Raw genomic sequence first — 20,660 nt, 5'->3', positions numbered from 1 at the left:
CTAAGCGACGGCCCGCCCCGCCTCGCCCCGGCTCGGCGAGAAGCCAGGACTTGTCGCACTCGACGCCCACTGCGACAACTCCTGCGCACTCGCGAGCGGCCTCGGGACGCCGGACGCCCGTCGCTCCTACGCCGAGCACCCCGAGACTCCAGGAGTTGTCGCACTCGAGACCGACTGCGACAACTCCTGCGCACTCGCGGAACCGCGATCGGAGGAGTCCGGCGAGAAGCCAGGACTTGTCGCACTCGACGCCCACTGCGACAACTCCTGCGCACTCGCGAGCGGAGGCGGCGGCGGACGCGCCGAGACGACGGAGGCCGCCGCACTCGAGCTCGAGTGCGACGGCCTCCGGCCCGTCACGAGCGGGCGACCGCGGGTCAGGACTCCGTGTCGACGAGCGAGTCGAGGTGCGCGAGGTCCTCGGACGAGATCTCGAAGTCGACGTCGGCGTTCTCGACGATGCGCGAGGGCGTCGTCGACTTCGGCAGCGGCAGCACGTCCTTCTCGAGCAGGTAGCGGATGCAGAGCTGCGCCACCGACTTGTCGTACTTCGCGGCGATCTCGCCGATGTCGGAGTTGTCGAGCAGGCCGCCCGTCGCGAGTGGCGAGTACCCCTCGACGAGGATGCCGTGCTCCTTGCAGTACGCGGTCGTCTCGTCCTGGGTGTTGCCGACGAACCAGCGGATCTGGTTGGCGTGCGGCACCACGTCGGTCGCCGCGATCAGCGACTCCAGATCGGCGACCTGGAAGTTCGAGACGCCGATGGCCCTCGAGCGACCGGCCTCGAGGATCTCCTCCATCGCCTTCCACGCCGCGATGTTGCCCTCGCGGTGGTCGGAGCCCATGTCCTGCCAGGGCCACGGGGCGTGGATGAGGTACAGGTCGACGTGGTCGAGCTCGAGCGCCGCCATGGTGGTCTCGAAGCTCGCCTTCGCGCCCTCGTAGTCCTTCACCTCGGCCGGGAGCTTGGTGGTGATGAACACCTCGTCGCGCGGGACGCCGCTGTCGCGCAGTGCCCGGGCGACGCTCGCCTCGTTGCCGTAGGCGCGGGCGGTGTCGATGTGGCGGTAGCCCGCCTCGAGCGCGGCGGTCGTCGCGTCGTAGGCCTCGGGGCCGTCGGGGATCTGCCAGGTGCCGAACCCGATCTTCGGGATGGCGACTCCGTTGGACAGCGTGAACGTGTCGGTCAGGGCGGGCATGACTCTCCTCTGCATCGGTCTTCTCCGCGGCCCGCCACCGGCGGCGCCGCTCCTTCCACGCTAGGCCGGGCCCCCGGCTCGCGCGGGCCCCTTGCGCTGTGCGCCTGCGGTGCTACGCGGCCGTCGCGCTCCGGGCCGACGACCCCGCAGAAGTCGCAGGACTCGCGCGCGAGTACCGCGACTTCCGCGGGGTCGCGAGCCGGCACCGCCGGCCCGCCCCCCGCGAGCGGCCGGCGCCTCCCCCCTGAGGCGCCGACCGCTCAGCCTCGCGCCACCGACCAGGGGGTCCGCAGCGCCCGCTCGGCGAGCAGCCGCCGCTCCCCCGTGATCGACACCTCCGCCGTCACCGCCGCGTCCGCCGCCGAGGCGCCGGCCGTCAGCCGCAGCGGCCCCGGGTCCACGGCGAGCCGGCCGTCCTCCCCCGTCACCGCGAGCCGGGCCGCGTCGACGTGGAAGTGCACCGTCATCGTCTCGCCCGCCGCGATCGGCACGCGCGCGAAGCCGATGAGCTGCGCGACCGGCCGCACCACCGCCGAGGTCGGGTAGCCCGCGTAGAGCTGCACCACCTCGACCGTGTCGGCGCCGTCGTTCCGGAGCGATACCGCCACGTCGAGCGATCCGCCGACCGGCAGCTCCGCCGCCGTCGCCAGCTCCGTGTACGTCACCGCGCCGCGGGTCAGCCCGTAGCCGAACGGGTAGAGCGGAGTCGCGTCCAGCGCCGTGATCCCGGGGTTCGAGAGCCCGAGCGACGGCTGCAGGTACGTGGTCGACGCGGACGGGAGCCGCGGGATCTGCACGGGCAGCCGCCCGGTCGGAGCCACGCGGCCCGAGAGCACGCCGGCGACCGCAGCCGCCCCGTCCGCTCCCGGGAAGAACGCCTGCACGAGTCCGCGCGCCGCTCCGAACGCCCCGAGCGCGTAGGGCCGGCCCGAGAGGACGACCACCACGGTGGGCACGCCGGTCTCGAGCACGGCCGTCACCAGCGGCTCCTGCGCTCCGGGGAGGCGGAGGTCGGCCGCGTCGCAGCCCTCGCCCGAGGTGCCGTCGCCGAAGAGCCCGGCGATGTCGCCGACCACGACGACCGCCGCGTCGGAGGCGCGGACGAGGTCCACCGCCTCCTGCACGCCGTCGGTCGACGCGGAGGTGATCGAGCCGCCCGCCCCGAAGCGCACGCGCGACGCTCCGAACTCCTCCTGCAGCGCCGTCAGCACCGTCGGGATCGACAGCCCGAGGTCGTGGCCGGGGTGCTTGGAGAGCACGTGGTTGGGGAACGCGTAGCAGCCGACCAAGCTGCGGAACTGGTCCGCGGCCGGTCCCACGACGGCGAGCGAGCCGGAGGACAGCAGCCCCGCGACGTCCTCGTCGCGCAGCAGCACGACCGACTCCTCCGCGATCCGCGACGAGATCGCGCGGTTGCGGGCGCTGTCGAGGTCGACGTCCTCGGCTCCCTCGGGCACCAGCGGGCCGCCGTCGAGGAGGCCCGCCTCGAACTTGTGGCGGAGGTGCCTGGCCACGGAGCGGTCGAGGTCGGCCTCGTCGACGACGCCCTCGCGGATCAGGCGCGGCAGCTCGCCGTACGCCGCCGTCTGCGGCAGCTCGACGTCGACCCCGGCGTGCAGCGCCAGGCGCCCCGCGTCGGCCGCGTCGACCGCCACGTGGTGCATGGCCTGGAGGAACGGCACCGCCCAGTAGTCGGCGACGACCGTGCCCTCGAAGCCCCAGCGGTCGCGGAGCAGCGTCGTCAGCAGGTGCCGGCTGGCGCTGCTGGGCACGCCGTCGATGTCGGTGTACGAGGTCATCACGCTGCGGGCGCCGCCGTGCCGCAGGGCGGCCTCGAACGGAGGCAGCACCGTGTCGGCGAGCTCGCGCGGCCCCATGCTCACGGGTCCGTGGTTGCGGGCGCCGCGGGAGGCGGCGTACCCGGCGAAGTGCTTCAGTGTCGCGACGACGCCGGTCCCCTCCAGCCCCGCCACGTAGGCGGCGCCGAGCTGCGAGACCAGGTACGGGTCCTCGCCGAGGGTCTCCTCGACGCGGCCCCAGCGGTAGTCCTTCACGACGTCGACGACCGGGGCGAGGCCCTGGTGGATGCCGAGTGCGCGCATGTCCGAGCCGATCGCCTCCGCCATCTCGCCCAGGAGCTCCTCGTGGAAGGTGGCCGCCCAGGCGAGCGGAGTGGGGAACGCGGTCGCGCCGTACGCGGCCAGCCCGGTGAGGCACTCCTCGTGCGCGATGGCCGGGATGCCGAGGCGGCTGCCGGCGACCACGCGCTCCTGCAGCTCGCGGAGCCGGCGGACGCCCTCCGGGACAGTGACCGGCTCGGTGCCGAACACGCGGGTCAGCTGGCCGAGGCCGCCGGTGAAGAGGTCGTCGCCCGCGGCGATCCCGTCGTCGAGCTTCGGGGCGAAGTCGTCGGCGGAGTCGGTGAGCCAGACGGAGCCGAGCTGCGCCGCCTTCTCCTCGAGGGTGAGTTCCTGGGTCAGGAGGCGGGCGCGCTCGGCCGGAGGCAGAGCGCGATCCCGCCAGTCCCGCCCGGGAGGACGCGCGGCGTCCGTCCCGGGCAGTGCTGGGGAAGCGTCGTGCATCAGCCCTTGAACGCCCCGTCCATGATCCCGGACACCATCCGGCGGCCGACGAAGAAGAACGCGATCAGCAGCGGGAGGGTGGCCATGAACGATCCGCCCATCGCCAGGGCGACGTCGATCGAGCGGTTGGCCTGCAGCTGCTTCAGCGCGATCTGCACCGTGAACAGCTCCGGCGACTTGAGGACGATGAACGGCCACATGAAGTCGTTCCAGACCGCGGTGAAGGTGATCAGTCCGAGGACGAACGCCGCGGGGCGGACCACCGGGAAGGCGATGCGCCAGAACAGCTGCCACGAGTTGGCGCCGTCGATGCGGGCCGCCTGGATCAGCTCGTCGCTGACCGTCGTGGACATGTGCTGCCGCATCCAGAAGATGCCGAAGGCGCTGGCCAGGCCCGGCACGATGATCGCCTGGAGGGTGTCGACCCAGTCGAGCGCCGAGACGATCAGGTACTGCGGGATGATGCTCAGCTGCGCCGGCACCGTCATGGTCAGCAGCACGATGAGGAACAGCACGTTGCGGCCCGGGAACTGCAGCTTCGCGAAGGCGAAGCCGGCCATCGCGCAGAGGATCGCCGAGATGACGGCGATGCTCAGCGACACGATGAGGCTGTTCAGCATCGAGGCGACGAACGGGACGGTGTCGAACACCTTCTCGGCGATCGCCATGAAGTTCGTGCCCGGGTACAGGCGCGGCGGGATCGACGTGACGGCGGTCGCTCCGACCGACGCGACGACGAACATGTAGTAGAGCGGGAAGATCGAGACGAGCACCGCGATCACGAGGAAGACGTAGGTCGGCCAGCCGACTCCGCCGCCCTTCCCGCGCCGCTTCGGCAGCTGTGCCTTCTGGACCGTGGGGGCCAGCGTCTGCGGGACGGCCTGGTCGATCACATCCGACATCAGACGGCCTCCTTCCGGGTGCGGGTGGAGAGGTAGAAGTTGAGGAGGGAGACGAGGACCACGATCACGAACAGCACGACGCCGATGGCGGATCCGTAGCCGAACTTGAACTGGCCGAAGCCCTGCTCGTAGAGGAAGAGCGCCAGCGTCTGGCACTGCCGGCCGGCGCCGCAGGTGAGGCCCGATTCGGGAGCCACCAGGAGCGCCTCCGTGAAGATCTGCAGACCGCCGATGGTCGACATGATCACGGTGAAGACGATGATCGGGCGCAGCGCCGGGATCGTCAGGTGGCGGAACTGCTGCCAGCTGGACGCGCCGTCGACGGAGGCCGCCTCGAACATCTCGCGGGGCAGCGACTGCAGGCCCGCCAGGTAGAGGAGCGTGTTGTAGCCGAACCAGCGCCAGAAGACCATCGTCGAGATGACGATCCAGGAGCCGTAGTTCGTGGCGAGGAAGTTGATCGACGGCAGTCCGAAGATGCCGAGGAACCAGTTGATCAGGCCGAAGTTCTTGTCGAAGATCTGCGCGAACACGATCGCGGTCGCCGCGACGGAGGTGATGTACGGCACCAGCAGCGCCATGCGGAAGAAGTTCGCCCAGCGGAGGCGGGCGTGGTTCAGCAGGTGCGCGAGGAAGAGGGCGAACAGCAGCTGGGGCACCGTCGAGATGATGAAGATGCCGAAGGTGTTGACCAGCGCGTTCCAGAACCGGGAGTCGGCGAAGAGCTGCTGGAAGTTCGCGATGCCGACGAAGGTCTGCTCGCCGATCGGGTTCCAGTCGAAGAGCGAGACGTAGAACGTGAACAGGAGCGGGAAGAGCCCGAAGACGATGAAGATGATGAAGAAGGGCGCGACGTACGCGTAGGGGGCGATCCGCTCCGAGAGGGAGTTGCGGATCCGCGCGGCCTTCTGGACCGGCGCGCTGGGCTGCTTGCGCTGCTTGCGGGGTGGTGCTGCTGTCACCGTTGACACGGGAGTACCTCCGTCGAGAAAGGGGGGAGGGGCCCGGCGCGCGAGGCGCCGGGCCGCTCGGGTGGGTGGGGCGATCAGCCGCCGATGGCCTGCTTGGCCGTGTCGAGTGCGGTCGACCACGCCTTGTCGGAGGTCACGTTGCCGGCCTCCAGCTCGACGAGGGTGTTGAGGAGCGCCCCGTTGATCGGGGTGGTGTCCGGTCCGTTGTAGAAGGACGGGAACTGCTCGACGGAGGTCGCCATGACCTCGCCGATCTTCGAGTCGCCGAAGAACGGGTCGGTGTACGACTGGACCTCTTCGCTGGCGACCGCCTCGGTGGCGGCGGGCAGCGTGCCCGAGGCCTTGAAGTGGTCGGTCTGGCCCTCGGCCGACATCATCGTCTTGATGTACTGCCAGGCGGCCTCGGGGTGCTCGGCGCGGGCGGGGATGGCGATGACGCTGCCGCCCCAGTTGCCGCCGATGCCGGGGACGCTGGTGACGCGCCAGTTGCCGGCGGTGTCGGGGGCGTCGGTCTTGATGCCGGCGAGGATCCACGAGGGGGCGATCGTCACGGCGAAGGCGCCGTTCGCGCGGCCCGGAGCCCAGCCCGAGGACCAGGCGGCGATGCCGGCGCTGATGCCGGCGTCCTTGGTGTCCACGGCGACCTGGAACGCGTCCTTAACCTGCGGGTTGGTGTCGTAGACCAGCTCGCCGTCGGGCGAGTAGTACTTCTCCGAGACCTGGTTGACGGTCGAGAAGAAGACGCTGGTCTCGATGTTGTCGACGAACGGCTTGCCGGTCGCCTCGGTGTACTTCTTGCCGGTCTCGATGAAGGACGGCCAGTCCTTCCAGAGCTCGGCGACCTGGTCGGGCTCGGTCGGCAGGCCGGCCTGCTCGAAGAGGTCGGCGCGGTAGGCGAAGCCCAGTCCGCCGACGTCGGTCGGGACACCCACGACGGAGCCGTCGTCGGCGGTCGCGGCGGAGGCGGCCCACGGGAGGTAGGTGGAGGCGACGTCGTCGCCGCCGAGGGTGCGCAGGTCGAGGAAGTTCGAGCTGTTGGCGACGAACTGAGGCAGGTCGTCGTTCTGGATCATGACCAGGTCGGGCACCTTGCCGCCGGCGAGGGCCGCGGTGAGGGCGGTGGCGGTCTCGGTCGTGCTGCCGACCTCGGAGAGCTTGATCTTCGCGTCGGGCATCTTCGCGAGGTACTCGTCGACGCTGTCCTTGGCGTTGATACCGGTGAAGGACCAGAAGGTGGCTTCGGCGTTCGGGTCGTCCGAGGCGCCTCCTCCCCCTCCGGACGAGCACCCGGTCAGGGTGAGCGCGACTACTGCTGCTGCGGCGGCTACGGCCGTCAGGCTTCTTTTCACGACAATTCCTCTTCGTTGGGGATTCGCAGGGTTTCGGTGAGGGCGGGCCTCAGAGAACGATCTCTTGGCGGCCAACCTAACCCGCCCGCGAGCACGATGCAAGCGAGAACCGGTCTCCGCGAGATAACGATCTCCGCCTAGTATCAAAGGGAAGTTTCGCAAATCGAGCAGTTCCGGACGGCCGCCCGCCGCCCCGTGCGAGTCTTCACTCCGACGCTCTCCCCACCGTGCTCCGCGGGGAGGCGCGGAAGCCGGAACCTCCCCTCGCAGAAGGAAGCAGCATGACTCGACCCACGCTGGTGGACGTCGCCCAGGCCGCGGGCGTCTCGCGCGCCACCGCCGCCCGTGTGCTCGCAGGCGGCACCAATGTCGACGTCCGGATGACCGCCGCGGTCGAGCGCGCCGCGAAGTCCCTCGGCTACGAGGCGAACAGCGCCGCCCGGATGCTCCGCGGCGGGCGGGCCGGGGCCATCGCCCTGATCGTCGCCTTCAACGAGCTCGACAGCCTCACCGGGACGTTCTTCACCTCGGTGCTGAAGGGCGCCGCGAAGGGCCTCTACGCCGGCGAGGTGCAGCCCGTGCTGCTGCCCGCCGACCACGACGACAGCGACCGCATCCCCCGCTTCCTCCGCTCGCGGGCCGTCGACGGCGCGATCGTGATCCTCCAGCACGAGATCACCCACCTCGCCCAGGCGCTGGCCGACTCCCCCGTGCCGATCGCCTGGGTCGGCCGCCCTCGCGTCGCCCTGCCCGAGGACGCGATCGTCATCGACTCCGACAACTACGGAGGCGGCCGCCTCGCCGCCCGCGCGCTCGCCGACTCCGGCCGCCGGCGCCTGGGCATCATCGCCGGCCCGCACGACATGGAGCCCGCCCGCGACCGCATCCGCGGCTGGCGCGACGAGCTGACCGAGCTCGGCCTCGACTCCAGCCCGATCGTGCACGGCGCCTTCACCCTCGAGAGCGGTTCCGCCGCGATGGCCCGCCTCCTGCAGCGCCACCCCGACCTCGACGGCGTCTTCGCCTCCTCCGACCTGATGGCCAACGGCGCGATCCGCGTGCTCCAGGCGTCCGGCCGCCGCGTCCCCGCCGACGTCTCCGTCATCGGCTTCGACGACGTCGTCATCGCGACCACCTCGGATCCGACCCTCACGACCATCCGGCAGCCCCTGGAGGACATGGGCCGCGTCGCCGCCGAGACCGTCGTCGCCGTCGTGCAGGGCCGCCCGGTCGACCGGCAGCCGATCCTCGCGACGACCCTCGTGCAGCGCGAGTCCGCATGACCCCGCCTCCCCCGCACCGCCTGATCGTCAGCACCGACGCGGCGAACGAGGCCGACGACCAGTTCGCGATCGTCCAGGCGCTGCTGACCGAGACCCTCGACGTCCGCGGCCTGGTCGCTGCGCACTTCGGCCGGCCGGGGAGCATGCCGGAGTCGCGCGCCGAGATCGACCGCATCGTGGAGTTGGCGGGAGCGACGGTGACCGTCGTCGACGGCGCCGAGTCGGCCCTGCCCGCCGAGGCGTCGGACGGCGCCCGCCTGATCGTCGCGGAGGCGCTGCGCGACGCCGGCCGACTGTGGATCGCCGTGCTCGGGCCGCTGACCGACGTCGCCGCCGCCCTGCTGCTCGAGCCGTCGATCGCCTCCCGTGACGTCGTGGTCGTCTGGGTCGGCGGCCCGCCCTACGACGAGATCCCCGCCTACAGCCCCGAGTTCAACCTGATCAACGACGTCCACGCCGCGAACCGCGTCCTCGAGTCGGGCATCGCCCTCTGGCAGATCCCGATGCCCGTGTACTCCGGAGTCGGAGTCGGGCACGCCGAGCTCCGCACGCGGCTGCGCGGAACCAGCCCCCTCGGCGACTACCTGGTGGACCAGCTGATCGCGTTCAACGACACCATCCCGTACGGGCCGCTCGACTTCCGGTCGCTGGGCGACAGCCCGGCGATCGGCGCCGTGATGAACCCCGCCGGCGGACGCTGGCGGGAGCGCCGCGCGCCGCGGTTCTCCGCGGACGGCGAGCTCCTGCCCGACGCAGGGCCGCACACGATCCGGGTCTGCGAGGCGTTCGACACCCGCTGGCTGATCGAGGACCTGTTCGCGAAGCTCGTGGAGTTCGGGGAGCGGGCGGACGGCGAGCGCTAGCGGTTCCTGCCGCGAGCGCTCGGTAGACGAAGCGGGGCCTCGTGCCGGCGGACACGCCGCTGCGGCTACTGGTCGCGGGGCTCGTCACTGCGGCCTGCGCCCTGACGGCGATGATCACCCTCCCGGGGCCGCCCCCTCGACTTCCCTCAGGACGCGATTCAGCCGGACGACCCCGCCCCGTCACTTCGGCCGGCCGCTCGTCCGACACCTCAGAGAGTCGGCGACCACCCGGGTCGACGATCCCTCATCAGGACGGCGAGACGTCCCGCGCAAGCCGCTCGAGCACCTGTATCAAGGTCGCGCGATCGATGCCGTCGGTGCGATCGACGAGGTGCCTGCGAACCGCGGCGGCGTGGATCGGACGGGCGACGCGGACGGCATCCCGCCCCTCATCGGTGATGCACACGTGGACGCCGGCGTCCACGCTCCGACGACCCAGCAGACCGCGCTGCTCCATGCGGGTCAGTTGGTGTGAGAGCCGGCTGCGGTGCCACTGCATCGAGGTGGCGAGGTCGCTCTGGCGGAGCTCCCCGCCGCCGAGCTCGACCAGGCGCGTCAGGATGCCGAAGTCCGGGTCGGAGAGACCCGTGCCGGTCTTGATCTCCTCGGCGACGCGCTGCCGGACCTGGTCCGATGCGATCTTCCACGTGTGCCAGAGAAGCTGCTCCTGTTCGCTCAGCGCTGCGGTCATCTGCTCAGACTACGGTCCCGGTGTTGACACGACAACGTCCCGAGCGCAGAGTGTTGACATGACAACACTTGGAGATCCTGCGACGAAGCTCGCCCTCGTCACCGGCGGCAACAAGGGCATCGGCCTGGCCATCACCCGCGGCCTCGCACAGCAGGGGTTCACCGTCCTGCTCGGCGCGAGGAGCGTCGACGCCGGCCGGGACGCCGCGGAGAGCCTCGACGGGGACGCCCGCCCCGTCCTTCTCGACGTCACCCGGCAAGACCATGTCGACGCCCTCGCGGCGCGCGTCGCGGAGGAGTTCGGGCAACTCGACGTACTGGTGAACAATGCCGGCGTCAACACGCTCACCTTCCACCCGATGGATCATCTGCCGACGCCGACCGAGGAGACGGTCGACGACATCAGGAGCGTGTACGAGGTCAACGTCTTCGCCGTCGTGCGGATGATGACGGCCTTCCTGCCGCTCCTGACCCGGGCGGAGGACGCACGGGTGGTGAACGTCACGAGCAAGCGCGGCTCACTCGGCGAGGAGGGCGCCTGGGTGGGGCAGCCCTCCATGGCCTACTCCAGCTCGAAGACCGCCCTCAACGCGCTGACCGTGCACTACGCCCGCGAGTTCGCCGCCACGACGCTGAAGATCAACGGCGCGGCCCCGGGGCACGTCGCCACTGACTTCAACAACTTCCGCGGCACGAGGACGCCGGACGAAGGCGCGGCGGTCGCCGTTCGCCTGGCCACCCTGCCGGCCGACGGCCCGACGGGCGCGGTCTTCGAGGACGACCATCAGCTCGCCTGGTGAGCGCTTCTCGCGTCAGCGGAACCTCCAGCCGATCGCGCTGCCCGTCTGGAACATCAAGCGGACTCGCGGAGCACCAACTGGTGGCGGACGGTGCGGTGAACCTCCGGACCGCCCCGGGGGAGCTCGCCGGCGATCATGGCGACCGCGAGGTCGAGGGCGTGCCGCGCGAGCTCGTCGAGGTCGACGGCGAGGGTGGTCAGCGTCGGTGCGAGCAGCCGGCCGATCGAGAGGCCGTCGATCCCGACCACCCGGACGTCGCCGGGCACGTCGACGCCCGCCCGACGGCAGGCGGAGAGCACGCCGAGCGCGCAGAGGTCGTTGAACGCGACGATCGCGTCGGCGACCCGTGGGCGGGCGATGATCCGCTCGGTCGCGTCCGCGGCCGCCTGGGCGGTGGGGCCCTCGGCGCGGACGACGGAGGCCTCGAGTCCGCGCGCGGCGAAGGCCCTGATCAGAAGCTCCGCTCGCCGGCTCGGCCGCACGTCCCGCGAGACGTCGACGACCACCGGATGCCGCACGCGGGCTCCCGCCAGATGCTCGGCCAGCGCCTCGACGGCCTCGGAGTGGTCGAGCAGCACCGCGGCGCGCAGCGGGTCGCCGGTCGGGTCGAGCTCGATGACCGGCACGGAGCCGAGCCGCTCGATCCACTCCGCAGCACGATCGCCGAAGGTGCCGATCACCGCGTCGGTCTGCGCGCCCAGCGCCTGGATCATCCGGTCGGAGTCGGCGGCGAGGCCCACGTCCGCGAGCGACATGTTCCAGCCCCGCGCCGCCGCGACCCGGACGACGGCCGAGGCGAGCTCCGGCGACCACGGATTCCGCAGGTCGTCGACGACGAGCCCGAGCTGGTGCTCGCCGCCGGTGACCAGGCCGCGGCCGAACCGCGACGGTCGGTAGGACAGCTGCTCCGCGGCGTCGAGGACCCGCCGCTTCGTCTCCTCGCTGATGCCCGGCATGCCGTTCATCGCGCGGGTGACGGTCTGGCGGGAGACCCCGGCGGCGGCCGCGACGTCGTGGATCGTCGCGCGGCCGCCGGCCTCGGCACCGCTCAGGCGCGGAGGTCGAGCCATGCCGTCTGCTCCGGGGTCAGCTCGATCGACAGGCCGCGCAGGGACGAGCGCAGCTCGGTGATCGTGCGCGGCCCGAAGAGCGGGAAGGTGGGGAACGGCTGCGCGAGCACGTAGGCCAGCGCGATCGCCGTCGCCCCGACGCCGTGCTCGGCCGCCAGCTGCTCGGCCCGGCGCAGGCGCTCGAAGTTGTCCGGCCCGTAGTAGCAGCGCACCAGCTCGGCGTCGCTGGTGTCGTCCGGGCGGGCGCGGCCGGTGAAGAAGCCGCGGGCCTGCGAGGACCACGGCAGCAGTGGGATCTGCCGCTCGACCAGCCACTCCTTCGACGCCCGGTCGGTGACGTGGACGCAGCCCTCCCACGGCACGTCGTACGCCTCGGCCAGGCCGAAGTGGTCGCTCAGCGCCTGGAACCCGGCCCGCCCGTGAGTGCGGGCATACTCCTGCGCCTCGTCGAAGCGCTCCGGCGTCCAGTTCGAGACGCCGTAGGCGCGGATCCGCCCGGCGCGCTGGTGCTCGTCCATCACGTCGACGAACTCCCCCACCGGCACCTCGAGGTTGTCGCGGTGCATCAGGTAGATGTCGGCGTAGTCGGTGCCCTGCCGCTCGAGGCTCTCGAGCAGCTGCTGGGAGAGCGACTCCGGGTCGCAGTAGGGGGTGTGCGCGCCCTTGGTGATCACGACGACGTCCTCGCGGATGCCGCGGTTGCGGATCCACCGGCCGAGGCGGCCCTCCATCTCGCCGTCGCCGTAGATGTAGCCGGTGTCGAAGGCGGTGCCGCCCTGCTCGACGAACGCGTCGAAGATCGCCGAGGCGTGCGCCAGATCCGGCTGGTTGTCGACGCCCATCACGAGCCGCGACATCCGCTTGCCGACGCCGGGGATCTCGCCGAAGAGCATCGGGCTGTCCGACGCGACGCTCAGCGGCCGCCCGGACATCGTCGGGATGTCCGCGGTCTCAGCCTCGAACGGGAAGCGCAGGCCGATCGCGGCGCGCCAGCGGTCGAGCGTGCGGGCCGTCGCGAGCGTCTCCTCGAGCGTCATCTGCGGCGCCTCGACCGAACCGGCCGCCAGGGCGTCGGTCGTCGCATCCGCCTCGAGCGCGTAGGGGCTCTCCCCCTCGAACGTGAGGATGCGCGGCTCCTCCCCGACAACGCTGATCTCGATGCCCGTGTCGGACGCACCGAACCACGGGTCGGCCACGTGCAGACGGCCGCGCGTGCCGTGGATCGTCAGGGCGTTCACGTCGTCGAGTGCCACGCCGGTGCGGAGGGTCGCGGTGATGCCGCCGCGGTAGGTCGCGCGGGCGACGCTCCACTCGTCGACGCCGGTCGGGCCGAGGCTGCCCCTCGCGTCGAACTCGACGGGCTCCGCGACGGCGGCACCGGTCGCGGCCTGCACCACGGCCGCCGCGGCGGTGACGGTGTACCCGCCGACGTCGAGGACGCCTCCTCCGGCCGTCGCGACCTCGTACAGGCGGCCCTCGCGGGACGGGGTGCGGAAGGAGAAGGAGGCGTCGATGTGCACGACGTCGCCGATCGCGCCGTCGCGGACGAGCTCGAGCAGCGCGGCGGTCTGCGGGTGGAAGCGGTACATGGACGCCTCGACCAGCGGCAGACCCGCGCTGCGGGCGGCGTCGACCAGGGCCATCGCCGTGCCGTGGTTGACGGCGAGCGGCTTCTCGCAGAGCACGGCCTTGCCGGCCTCGAGCGCCTGCAGCACGAGCGCGGCGTGACCCGTGTGCACGGTGGAGATGTAGACCGCGGTGACCCGCGGATCGGCGAGGACCGCGGCGTAATCGCCGGCGGTCGCGTCCGCGAAGCCGTGCTCGACGGCCTCGGCGGCGAAGGCCGCGGCTCGCCCCGGGTCGGAGCTGCCCGCCGCGACGAGCCGGGCGCCGCGGTCGCTCGCCGGGAGCTGGGAGAGGAACCGGCGCGCGATGCTGCCGGGGCCGAGCACCGCCCAGCCGGGTGCGGGAGTGGTCGGAGTGGAGTCGGTCATGGGGACCCTTTCGCGGCGTCATCGGCGTGAACGTTCACGGACCACGCTAGGCGGGCAGGAGGGGACGGGACAAGTGCGGTGCGGAACCTGAACGTGAACGTTCACCACGGGACGGAGGGCGCTCCTCCGCTGCTCGAACGGCCGGGCGGCCGGGCGGAGGGAGGGTCGCCGAGATCGCTTTCGATGCCGAGCGCCGTCTCGGTCTCGGCGAGCGACGGCCGCGGCCCGACCCGGAGGTCGCCGAGGGCGTCTTTCCGCAGGTCGCCGAGGGCGTCGTTCCGCCGGAACACGTCGCCGTCACGGACGGGCGGAGCACACAGGCAGCGGCGCCTCTGAGCAGCTCGCCTTCGTCGGGTCGCCACGAGTACCGTCCCAGGTGGGGTGCCTCAGCGGGACTCTTCATCGGGCGGGGTTGTCGGGACACTGCTCGCCGCGGGATCCCGCGGCCGGTTCTACTGCGTGCGCGTGTACCGGTGAACGATCCCCTATCGGTACGCGGGATCAAGTCGTGATTCCGCTGGTCGCCCTGTGCAGCTCCGGCGCCCCGAGCAAGCGCGCTCTCGCACTGCGGGCGCTATCGGTGGGAGCCGAGCCCCTACCAGCAACCAAGAAGCGCGGGAAAAAGGCAGAGTGACTCCCTGAGGAGGCGAAGCCCGCCGCTGCCCGCGCGCTAGCCTGCGTCCATGAAGAGCCGGACTAGACCTCATTGGATCGCGATCGCGGCCGGAACCGTTGCCGCGGTAAGCATGGCCGGCTGCGCCCCAACCTCGGTCGGCGAAGCCTTCAACAGCGGTTCGTCCGCAGCCTCTCAGCCAGCCGAGCCGACAGCCGCCGCGGAACGTTCGGCGTTGGTGGAGTCACCCGAGGGCGACGTCGTTCTCAAGCTCGACGCGAGCGGCAAGCCGGCCGTGATCACCGACAAGTACGGGTCGTACGCTCTGACAACGATCGACCCGACTGACGAATCGATGGTGGTCGACCAAGCCTCGCTGGACTCCAGCGTCGCTCAGAGCGGCTGGTCCGAGGCGGACGTCCTCTCGGCGCAGCAGTTCGTCGTGACCTTCGTCGCAGAGCAGCTAAACGATTCCACGGCGCTTGACCGTCAAACCGGCTGGGAGCAGTGGAAGCAGGACGAGGCTCCGAAGTACGTCCACCCCGACTACGTGGACGGCATTCGAAGTGAGCAGTCGGACGGCGCCGACCGCTCCATCATCATCTCCAACAACTTCAACAACGCGACCCCTGACCTCGTGCGCGACGGCGGCCCTCGCGTCGCGGCGGGTGAGATCTCGACGGATCAGGTGTGGGCGTTCACGACCGACGCCGGCGTGCCGGCGCTCTCGATCAAGGGCACCTCGAGCTACACCTACCGCGCTGTCGATGGTGCCCCGGTTTACTCCGATACGGATTGGGCGTACGCCCTCGCCAGGTCCGAAGGCTCCTGGCTGATCACCGGATTTGAAAATGGTTTCGACCTCAGGCGCTAGCCGTGCGGCGCCCGAGAGCAACACGATTAGAGATGTCCGGAAGGCGACCCCCTGTCGGGCGCGCAGAGCGCAGCGGTTAATTCAGCTTCTTCGGTACTTTCTCCTTCATGACATCAGCACCAAATAGCGGCACCTGGACCACCACAACCGGAGAAGACGGCGCCTCCAAACCTGGCGGAACATGGAAGGCAACAGACCACGTCGACACGCTTCCGCGTGGTGTGACTCGACGCCTCCTGAGAAAGAAGACCCGGCTGGCGACCGTCACTGTCATCGCAGCACTCAGTGTTGCCACCCTGCTCGCCTCCCTGACGATCGAATTCGGTGCGGACCTGGCGAAGGTGTGGAACGACCTCGACGGACGCAAGTGGGTGTTCATCATCTGCGCGGCGGCCTCGGCTATCTGTCTGTTCACAAAGGAGGTGTGGACGACAATCGCTCGCGCCTCGGATGTGAAGGACCAGCCTGACCTGGTGGAGAGGTTCGAGGATCATGCGGCGCTTTGCTCGTTGATCGCGACCATCCTCGGAGCTCCGGTTGTGGTGGCAGGTCTGGTCGAGTTGGTGGTCAAGTAGACGTCGCTGCGCGGGTCAGCACCTCAACGCTGAGCCTTCGCGTCCCTCCGCGCGCGAGGGGAGCCGACAACTCCGCGTAAGCGCGCTTCGTCCGTACTACGGGCGAACGGTGATGACCTTGTCGAGAGGCAGGTCACCCGCGGGGTTGCCCTTCACGTATGACGCGATCCAGATCATTCTCGTGAGCGTCTTCCCGTTCTCGTCTCGACCGAGCGAAGGGTAGGGCTGGTCTCGCCAGTGGCCGCGCACGCTCCACGGATCCCGGTCCTCGAGATTGCTCGGGTCGTCGTGACGGTAGACCTGTGCATGGTCGGTTCCCGCTTTCACGCGAACGACCACCAGGTCACCCGGCGCTCCACCATCCGAGCCTCCCTGGGCGCCGGCCCGCCGGTCCGACTCGGTGACGTCGCCCTGCGCCATGAGCGCCCACACGGCCGCGAGCATCTTCTGCTCAGGCCGAGTCTCGTCCCACACCGGCACGAACGGCAGTCGGCCGGCTAGCCGCTCTCCGACCTCCTTCGGGTCACGGCCACGGCCTGCGACGAACGTGCGCATCCGCCAGACGACTTCGCCCTGTCGGGACCAGACAGCGCGAATGTGCCTCTCGGTCCCGTCTGGTCGGTGCATGATCACTGGTCTAGCGAAGATCCAGAGGCCGTTGATGTGCACCGGGTACGGGTCAAGGTGCTCGTTCCCGTCGAGACTGTCCACGGCGAGCTGCAACAGCTCCTCCTGGAGCAGGAACGACTCTTCGGGATTGTCCCTCGGCGCACCCACGCTGCGCGCCAGGTACGGAATGTCGGCGGGCGCAAAGACCTGCGCTCGAAGAGAGAGGCGCACCGGCGGACTGTCGAGGGGTGTCGGCGGAATCTCGACGCCCGTTCCCGGGTCGAGGAATGGTCCCGACGTGTGCGCTCGCACCGCCCTCAACGACTGGCCGAACCAGGCGCGCTGCGAGCGCACGTCGATGACGATGAACACGTTGGCGGGATGCAAACCTCGCTCGCGATAGGGGCGATCGATGAGCCGAAGCGGTTCGACCAGTCTGGTGCGACTGAGACGGCTCCCAGCCGGCGGTTGCCAGGGTGCTCCGCGGAGAGTGGACAGTCCGTATTTCGGCTGCTGAGTGAGGTCGTGGAAGAGGACGACCGGCTCATTGATCGCGACAGCGCTGCCGCGTAGCTGCTCGAATACACCCGGGATTATGGCTCGGATCGCCACGTCGCGTTCGGCCACCATGAGACTGCGCGGCATCGGCCGCACAAAAACGCGCGGCCCGGTCCCAGCTCCGCTCGGTGACCGCTCCGGCCGCCGCTCGGGCGCCGTAAGCGCCGGTCGTTAGACAGGCATCCCGCCGGGTCCACACTCCCCCGGCAGTCCGAGCGTGTTGCGGGTGTGCGTGAGAATCTCCACGTCGGTCGCGGCGGCGTTCTCCGGGTCCTCGTCGCGGCTGGTCGCGAGGATGAGGGCGAGCTGGTCGGCGCTCGCGCGGCCGGTGTCGATGCGGGTCATGGTGTGGTCCTCTCAGCGGCTCAGGAACGGGGCGACGCGGCGGATCGCTGCGCGGCGGGCGTGGGCGACGCAGTGGCGGAACGAGCCGCTGGTGATGCCGTGCAGCTGGTCGGAGTGCCACGCCTCCCAGACCCCGGACTTGCGGCGGGTGACGTGTACCGAGGGCGTCGTCGTGGGGTCGGTGCCCACGACGCGGACGTCGACCGCGCGGGTGCCTCCGAGCGTGAGGTAGGTCTTCGTGGTGGTCTGCAAGTCGGTGGTGGTCTGCATGGTGTGGGTGCTCCCTCTGGCTGATCGTTTTTCTTTGCCTCTCCGGCGGGGAAAACCGTTTGAGTGGAGGCGGCGCAGTGACGCCGATAGCGAGCGATGTGAGGGAGCGCAGCGACCGCGTTCGGGATCGGTGGCACGGAGCCGGTGGAGCGAAATAGGTTGAAACCGCGGAGAGGTGAAGATTCTCAATCAGGTTTGTCAAGCCAGCGGGGGTGGTCTGGCTCGGTCGTTCTTCCTTCTCTCCCAGCGTTTTTTGCCTGGAAGGCACGTAGTGCCGAGCAGGGTCGAAGGTGGGAGCGCAACCCGGAGGGCGGTGGAGGAGAGGTTGTCGGCGCGATGTGAGGGAGCGCAGCGACCGCGTGTCGACAACCTCGGAGGAGCCGGCCGCGCAGCGGCTTGCGCGGACGCCGGAGGCCCGTACGCTGCCGAAGGCTTCCAGGCAAAATGCGCGCAGCGCGCAGCACCGCGTCGACCGGAGGTAGGCGTCCATGTCAGTGCCCGCATCCGAGATCGTCTGCGCACCAGGAACGTGCTGCTCGATCGGGGTGCACGTGCGCTGTCTCTGTATGCAGCGTGTACCGCTGAGAAGCCGCATATCTCCGCGGAGCAGGCCGGTTCCGCCGCGCCACGGGTGCGAGCATGACCGTAGGAGGCCGGGATGCGTGACGCGGTGATGGTCGTCGAAGACGACGTCGAGATGGGCGAGCTCATCAAGCGGGGTCTTACCGGCGACGGCTACGACGTCGCCCTGTTCTCGAACGGGGTCGACGCGCTGAACGCGGCGCGCGACGCGGACTACGCCGCCGCGGTTCTCGACGTGATGCTCCCCGGAATGAGCGGCTTCGAAATCTGCCGGCACCTGCGCGCGACCGGCGCCACGCTCCCGGTGATCATGCTCACCGCCCGCGACGCCCTGCAGGACCGCGTGTTCGGCCTCGACGCAGGCGCCGACGACTACCTCGCCAAGCCGTTCCACTTCGAGGAGCTCTCCGCTCGCCTACGAGCCATGATTCGCAGAGAGCACCTCACGAATCGCGCGCCGGTCATGATCGGGAACCTGCGCATAGACCCGTACGCCCACTCCGCGACGATCGACGGCGCCGTCCTGCCGCTGAGTCCAAAAGAGTTCGGAGTCCTCCGCGCGCTCGCGGCGCGTGCCGGGGACTTCGTGCCGCGGGAGGAGATCCTGCTCGAGGTGTGGGGGTCGGCGGACTTCGTGGACCACAACATCGCGGAGCAGTACGTCAGCTACCTCCGCCGCAAGCTGGCCGCGGGCGGCGCGTCGGTCGAGATCCTCACCCGTCGGGGTGCGGGCTACCGGCTCGGGGGGAAGCCGTGAGCTGGCGGTCCCTGTCGATCCGGGTGCGGATCACGGTGTCGAGCCTGCTGGTCGCGATGCTGTTCTTCGGGATCGTCGCGGTCGTCGTGCGCGAGCAGCTCGATCACATCCTCGATGCCTCCACGATCGAGCTGGTCCGCTCGGGAGCGTCGCAGGCGCTGATCGAGGAGAGCCGCGACACCGCCGAGGCCGTCGTCGGCGGCGTCAGCACGACGCTCCTGATCGCCCTCGCGATCCTGTTCGTCGCGTTCGCTGTGACGTCCTGGGTCCTGGTCGGCCTCGCGCTGCGCCCCGTCGGCAGGATGCGCGCGATCGCCGACCGGCTGCGCCAGGGACGCTCCACCGAGCTGCTCCCGGTCGGGCCCGCCCGCGACGAGCTCTCCGACCTCGCCTCGACCCTGAACGCGCTGATCGCGGACCTGCGGGAGTCGGCGGACCGGGAGCGGCGGCTCGTCGCCGACGCGAGCCACGAGCTGCGCACCCCGCTCGCCGCGCTGCGCACCCGGCTCGAGCTCGCTGAGCGGGTCCGTGACGATCCGGCGGCTCTCTACGCCGATGTCGTCGACGCGCGCCGCTCGATCGACCGCCTGCAGTCCCTGACGGACGGGCTGCTGATCCTGTCGAGGATCGACGCGGGCATCGCTACCGGCGACGCCTCCTCGGCGGCCCTGCGGGAGGAGGTAGCCGACAGCGTCGACCGCGCCCGGATGCTCGCCCGCGAGCGGGACCTCGCGATCGACTTCGTCGCCCCCGCCTCGATCGTCGCCGCCCGGTACCCGATCTCCCCGACCGATTTCGGCCGGATCCTGGACAACCTGCTCGCGAACGCCGTCACTGCGACGCCCGACGGCGGCAGCGTCAGCGCGACCCTCGTCGAGCGCGCCGACGAGATCGTCCTCTCCGTCGACGACGACGGCCCGGGCGTCCCCGACGCGTTCCTCGCCGTCGCGACCGACCGCTTCACCCGCCCGGACGCCGCCCGCTCCCGGGAGGGCGGCGCCGGCCTCGGCCTCGCCATCGTCGCCGGGCTCAGCCGGGCCGCCGGCGGCGAGCTCCGACTCCGCAACCTCGCCCCCCACGGCCTCGGTGTCGACGTCCGCATCCCCGCGACGCAGCCCGACCCGACCTCTCGCAAGGAGAACCGATGATCGACCCCCAATCCCTCCTCGACGGCGCCGGCCCCTGGGCGATCGCCCTGGTCTGCCTGATCGCGTTCGTCGAGACGGGCCTGCTGATCGGGTTCTTCCTCCCCGGTGACACCCTCCTCTTCTTCACCGGTGTCTTCGTCGCGACCGGCGTGATCTCCCTGCCGGTGCCGCTGGTGATCCTGATGGTCGCCGCCGCCGCGTTCCTCGGCGACCAGCTCGGGTTCGTCATCGGCCGCGCGAGCGGGCCGCGGATCTTCGAGCGCAAGGACAGCGGGCTCTTCAGCCGCTCGAGCGTCGCCCGCACCCAGTCGTTCTTCGACCGGTTCGGCGGCTGGGCGGTCACCATCGCCCGCTTCGTCCCGGTCGTCCGCACCTTCGCCCCCGTCGCCGCCGGAGTCGGGAAGATGCACTACGCCCACTTCGTCGGCTTCAACGCCCTCGGCGCCGCCGTCTGGTCCACCGGCGTGATCCTCCTCGGCTTCTTCCTCGGGCAGATCCCCGGCGTCGCGGACTTCGTCGGGAAGTACATCGACATCGTCCTCGTCGGCATCGTCGTGATCAGCCTCGCCGGCATCGCCCTCACCTACTGGCGGCAGAGGAACCGCGCTGGCCGCGACGCCTGAGCG

The 20,660-nt window shown here is 70.6% G+C and carries 19 protein-coding genes; 8 read left to right on the top strand and 11 right to left on the bottom strand.

Features of this window, described 5'->3' with window-relative positions:
• Positions 1-377: 377 nt before the first annotated feature.
• The 5 genes from C5D36_RS09875 to C5D36_RS09855 form a co-directional block, all read right to left on the bottom strand.
• Positions 378-1,199: an aldo/keto reductase gene (locus tag C5D36_RS09875; RefSeq protein WP_104226493.1), complete on the bottom strand. Its 822-nt coding sequence runs from the start codon at positions 1,197-1,199 to the stop codon at positions 378-380.
• A 260-nt stretch (positions 1,200-1,459) separates the two neighbouring features.
• Positions 1,460-3,781, bottom strand: coding sequence for a glycoside hydrolase family 3 N-terminal domain-containing protein (locus C5D36_RS09870; RefSeq protein WP_104295725.1), 2,322 nt, complete (start codon positions 3,779-3,781; stop codon positions 1,460-1,462).
• Positions 3,781-4,683: a carbohydrate ABC transporter permease gene (locus C5D36_RS09865; protein WP_104248354.1), complete on the bottom strand. Its 903-nt coding sequence runs from the start codon at positions 4,681-4,683 to the stop codon at positions 3,781-3,783. Before C5D36_RS09865 ends, C5D36_RS09870 begins: the two co-directional genes overlap by 1 nt.
• Complete coding sequence (locus C5D36_RS09860) at positions 4,683-5,645, bottom strand: carbohydrate ABC transporter permease (protein WP_104224677.1); 963 nt, start codon at positions 5,643-5,645, stop codon at positions 4,683-4,685. Before C5D36_RS09860 ends, C5D36_RS09865 begins: the two co-directional genes overlap by 1 nt.
• A gap of 83 nt (positions 5,646-5,728) precedes the next feature.
• Positions 5,729-7,003 (bottom strand): extracellular solute-binding protein, encoded by a 1,275-nt coding sequence (locus C5D36_RS09855; RefSeq protein WP_104226495.1) that lies wholly within the window; start codon positions 7,001-7,003, stop codon positions 5,729-5,731.
• A gap of 281 nt (positions 7,004-7,284) precedes the next feature.
• Here C5D36_RS09855 and C5D36_RS09850 point away from each other — a divergent pair, with 281 nt between their 5' ends.
• Together C5D36_RS09850 and C5D36_RS09845 are read left to right on the top strand one after the other, a co-directional pair.
• Positions 7,285-8,286, top strand: coding sequence for a LacI family DNA-binding transcriptional regulator (locus C5D36_RS09850; protein ID WP_104224675.1), 1,002 nt, complete (start codon positions 7,285-7,287; stop codon positions 8,284-8,286).
• Positions 8,283-9,149, top strand: a complete 867-nt coding sequence (locus tag C5D36_RS09845) for a nucleoside hydrolase (RefSeq protein WP_104250818.1) — start codon at positions 8,283-8,285, stop codon at positions 9,147-9,149. The genes C5D36_RS09850 and C5D36_RS09845 overlap by 4 nt, the downstream gene beginning before the upstream one ends.
• A gap of 247 nt (positions 9,150-9,396) precedes the next feature.
• On the opposite strand, the gene C5D36_RS09840 is transcribed toward C5D36_RS09845, so the two are convergent.
• Complete coding sequence (locus C5D36_RS09840) at positions 9,397-9,840, bottom strand: MarR family winged helix-turn-helix transcriptional regulator (RefSeq protein ID WP_146079472.1); 444 nt, start codon at positions 9,838-9,840, stop codon at positions 9,397-9,399.
• Positions 9,841-9,898: 58 nt separating this feature from the next.
• Here C5D36_RS09840 and C5D36_RS09835 point away from each other — a divergent pair, with 58 nt between their 5' ends.
• Positions 9,899-10,639: an SDR family NAD(P)-dependent oxidoreductase gene (locus tag C5D36_RS09835; protein ID WP_104295724.1), complete on the top strand. Its 741-nt coding sequence runs from the start codon at positions 9,899-9,901 to the stop codon at positions 10,637-10,639.
• 53 nt (positions 10,640-10,692) lie between these two features.
• Here C5D36_RS09835 and C5D36_RS09830 read toward each other — a convergent pair whose 3' ends face one another.
• Both C5D36_RS09830 and C5D36_RS09825 read right to left on the bottom strand, forming a co-directional pair.
• Positions 10,693-11,709, bottom strand: a complete 1,017-nt coding sequence (locus C5D36_RS09830; RefSeq protein ID WP_104295723.1) for a LacI family DNA-binding transcriptional regulator — start codon at positions 11,707-11,709, stop codon at positions 10,693-10,695.
• Positions 11,688-13,703 (bottom strand): aldo/keto reductase, encoded by a 2,016-nt coding sequence (locus tag C5D36_RS09825; protein WP_104250821.1) that lies wholly within the window; start codon positions 13,701-13,703, stop codon positions 11,688-11,690. Before C5D36_RS09825 ends, C5D36_RS09830 begins: the two co-directional genes overlap by 22 nt.
• A 683-nt stretch (positions 13,704-14,386) precedes the next feature.
• On the opposite strand from C5D36_RS09825, the gene C5D36_RS09815 reads away from it, so the two are divergent.
• A complete protein-coding gene (locus C5D36_RS09815) occupies positions 14,387-15,190 on the top strand; it encodes a hypothetical protein (protein ID WP_146079473.1) in 804 nt (267 codons plus the stop codon).
• Positions 15,191-15,297: 107 nt separating this feature from the next.
• Entirely contained in the window at positions 15,298-15,765 is a 468-nt protein-coding gene (locus C5D36_RS09810; RefSeq protein WP_146079474.1) for a hypothetical protein, read from the top strand.
• A gap of 96 nt (positions 15,766-15,861) precedes the next feature.
• On the opposite strand, the gene C5D36_RS09805 is transcribed toward C5D36_RS09810, so the two are convergent.
• From C5D36_RS09805 to C5D36_RS09795, 3 genes are all read right to left on the bottom strand, one after another.
• Entirely contained in the window at positions 15,862-17,019 is a 1,158-nt protein-coding gene (locus C5D36_RS09805) for a hypothetical protein (protein WP_146083727.1), read from the bottom strand.
• 84 nt (positions 17,020-17,103) lie between these two features.
• On the bottom strand, positions 17,104-17,277 hold the full coding sequence (locus C5D36_RS16830) for a hypothetical protein (RefSeq protein WP_181072847.1): 174 nt from the start codon (positions 17,275-17,277) through the stop codon (positions 17,104-17,106).
• 12 nt (positions 17,278-17,289) lie between these two features.
• Positions 17,290-17,547 (bottom strand): hypothetical protein, encoded by a 258-nt coding sequence (locus C5D36_RS09795; RefSeq protein ID WP_104250827.1) that lies wholly within the window; start codon positions 17,545-17,547, stop codon positions 17,290-17,292.
• A 658-nt stretch (positions 17,548-18,205) separates the two neighbouring features.
• On the opposite strand from C5D36_RS09795, the gene C5D36_RS09790 reads away from it, so the two are divergent.
• From C5D36_RS09790 to C5D36_RS09780, 3 genes are read left to right on the top strand one after another with little or no spacing between them, the layout of a single operon-like run.
• Positions 18,206-18,886, top strand: coding sequence for a response regulator transcription factor (locus C5D36_RS09790; protein ID WP_104257589.1), 681 nt, complete (start codon positions 18,206-18,208; stop codon positions 18,884-18,886).
• Entirely contained in the window at positions 18,883-20,034 is a 1,152-nt protein-coding gene (locus tag C5D36_RS09785) for a HAMP domain-containing sensor histidine kinase (protein ID WP_104291798.1), read from the top strand. Before C5D36_RS09790 ends, C5D36_RS09785 begins: the two co-directional genes overlap by 4 nt.
• On the top strand, positions 20,031-20,657 hold the full coding sequence (locus tag C5D36_RS09780; RefSeq protein ID WP_104257591.1) for a DedA family protein: 627 nt from the start codon (positions 20,031-20,033) through the stop codon (positions 20,655-20,657). The genes C5D36_RS09785 and C5D36_RS09780 overlap by 4 nt, the downstream gene beginning before the upstream one ends.
• Positions 20,658-20,660: the final 3 nt, after the last annotated feature.

Origin of the sequence: Rathayibacter sp. AY1C6 (assembly GCF_002931535.1) — a bacterium.
In the GTDB taxonomy this organism is placed as follows: Bacteria; Actinomycetota; Actinomycetes; order Actinomycetales; family Microbacteriaceae; genus Rathayibacter.
The sequence above is the reverse complement of the archived record's forward strand: the minus strand, read 5'-3'. Positions and strand labels throughout refer to the sequence as shown.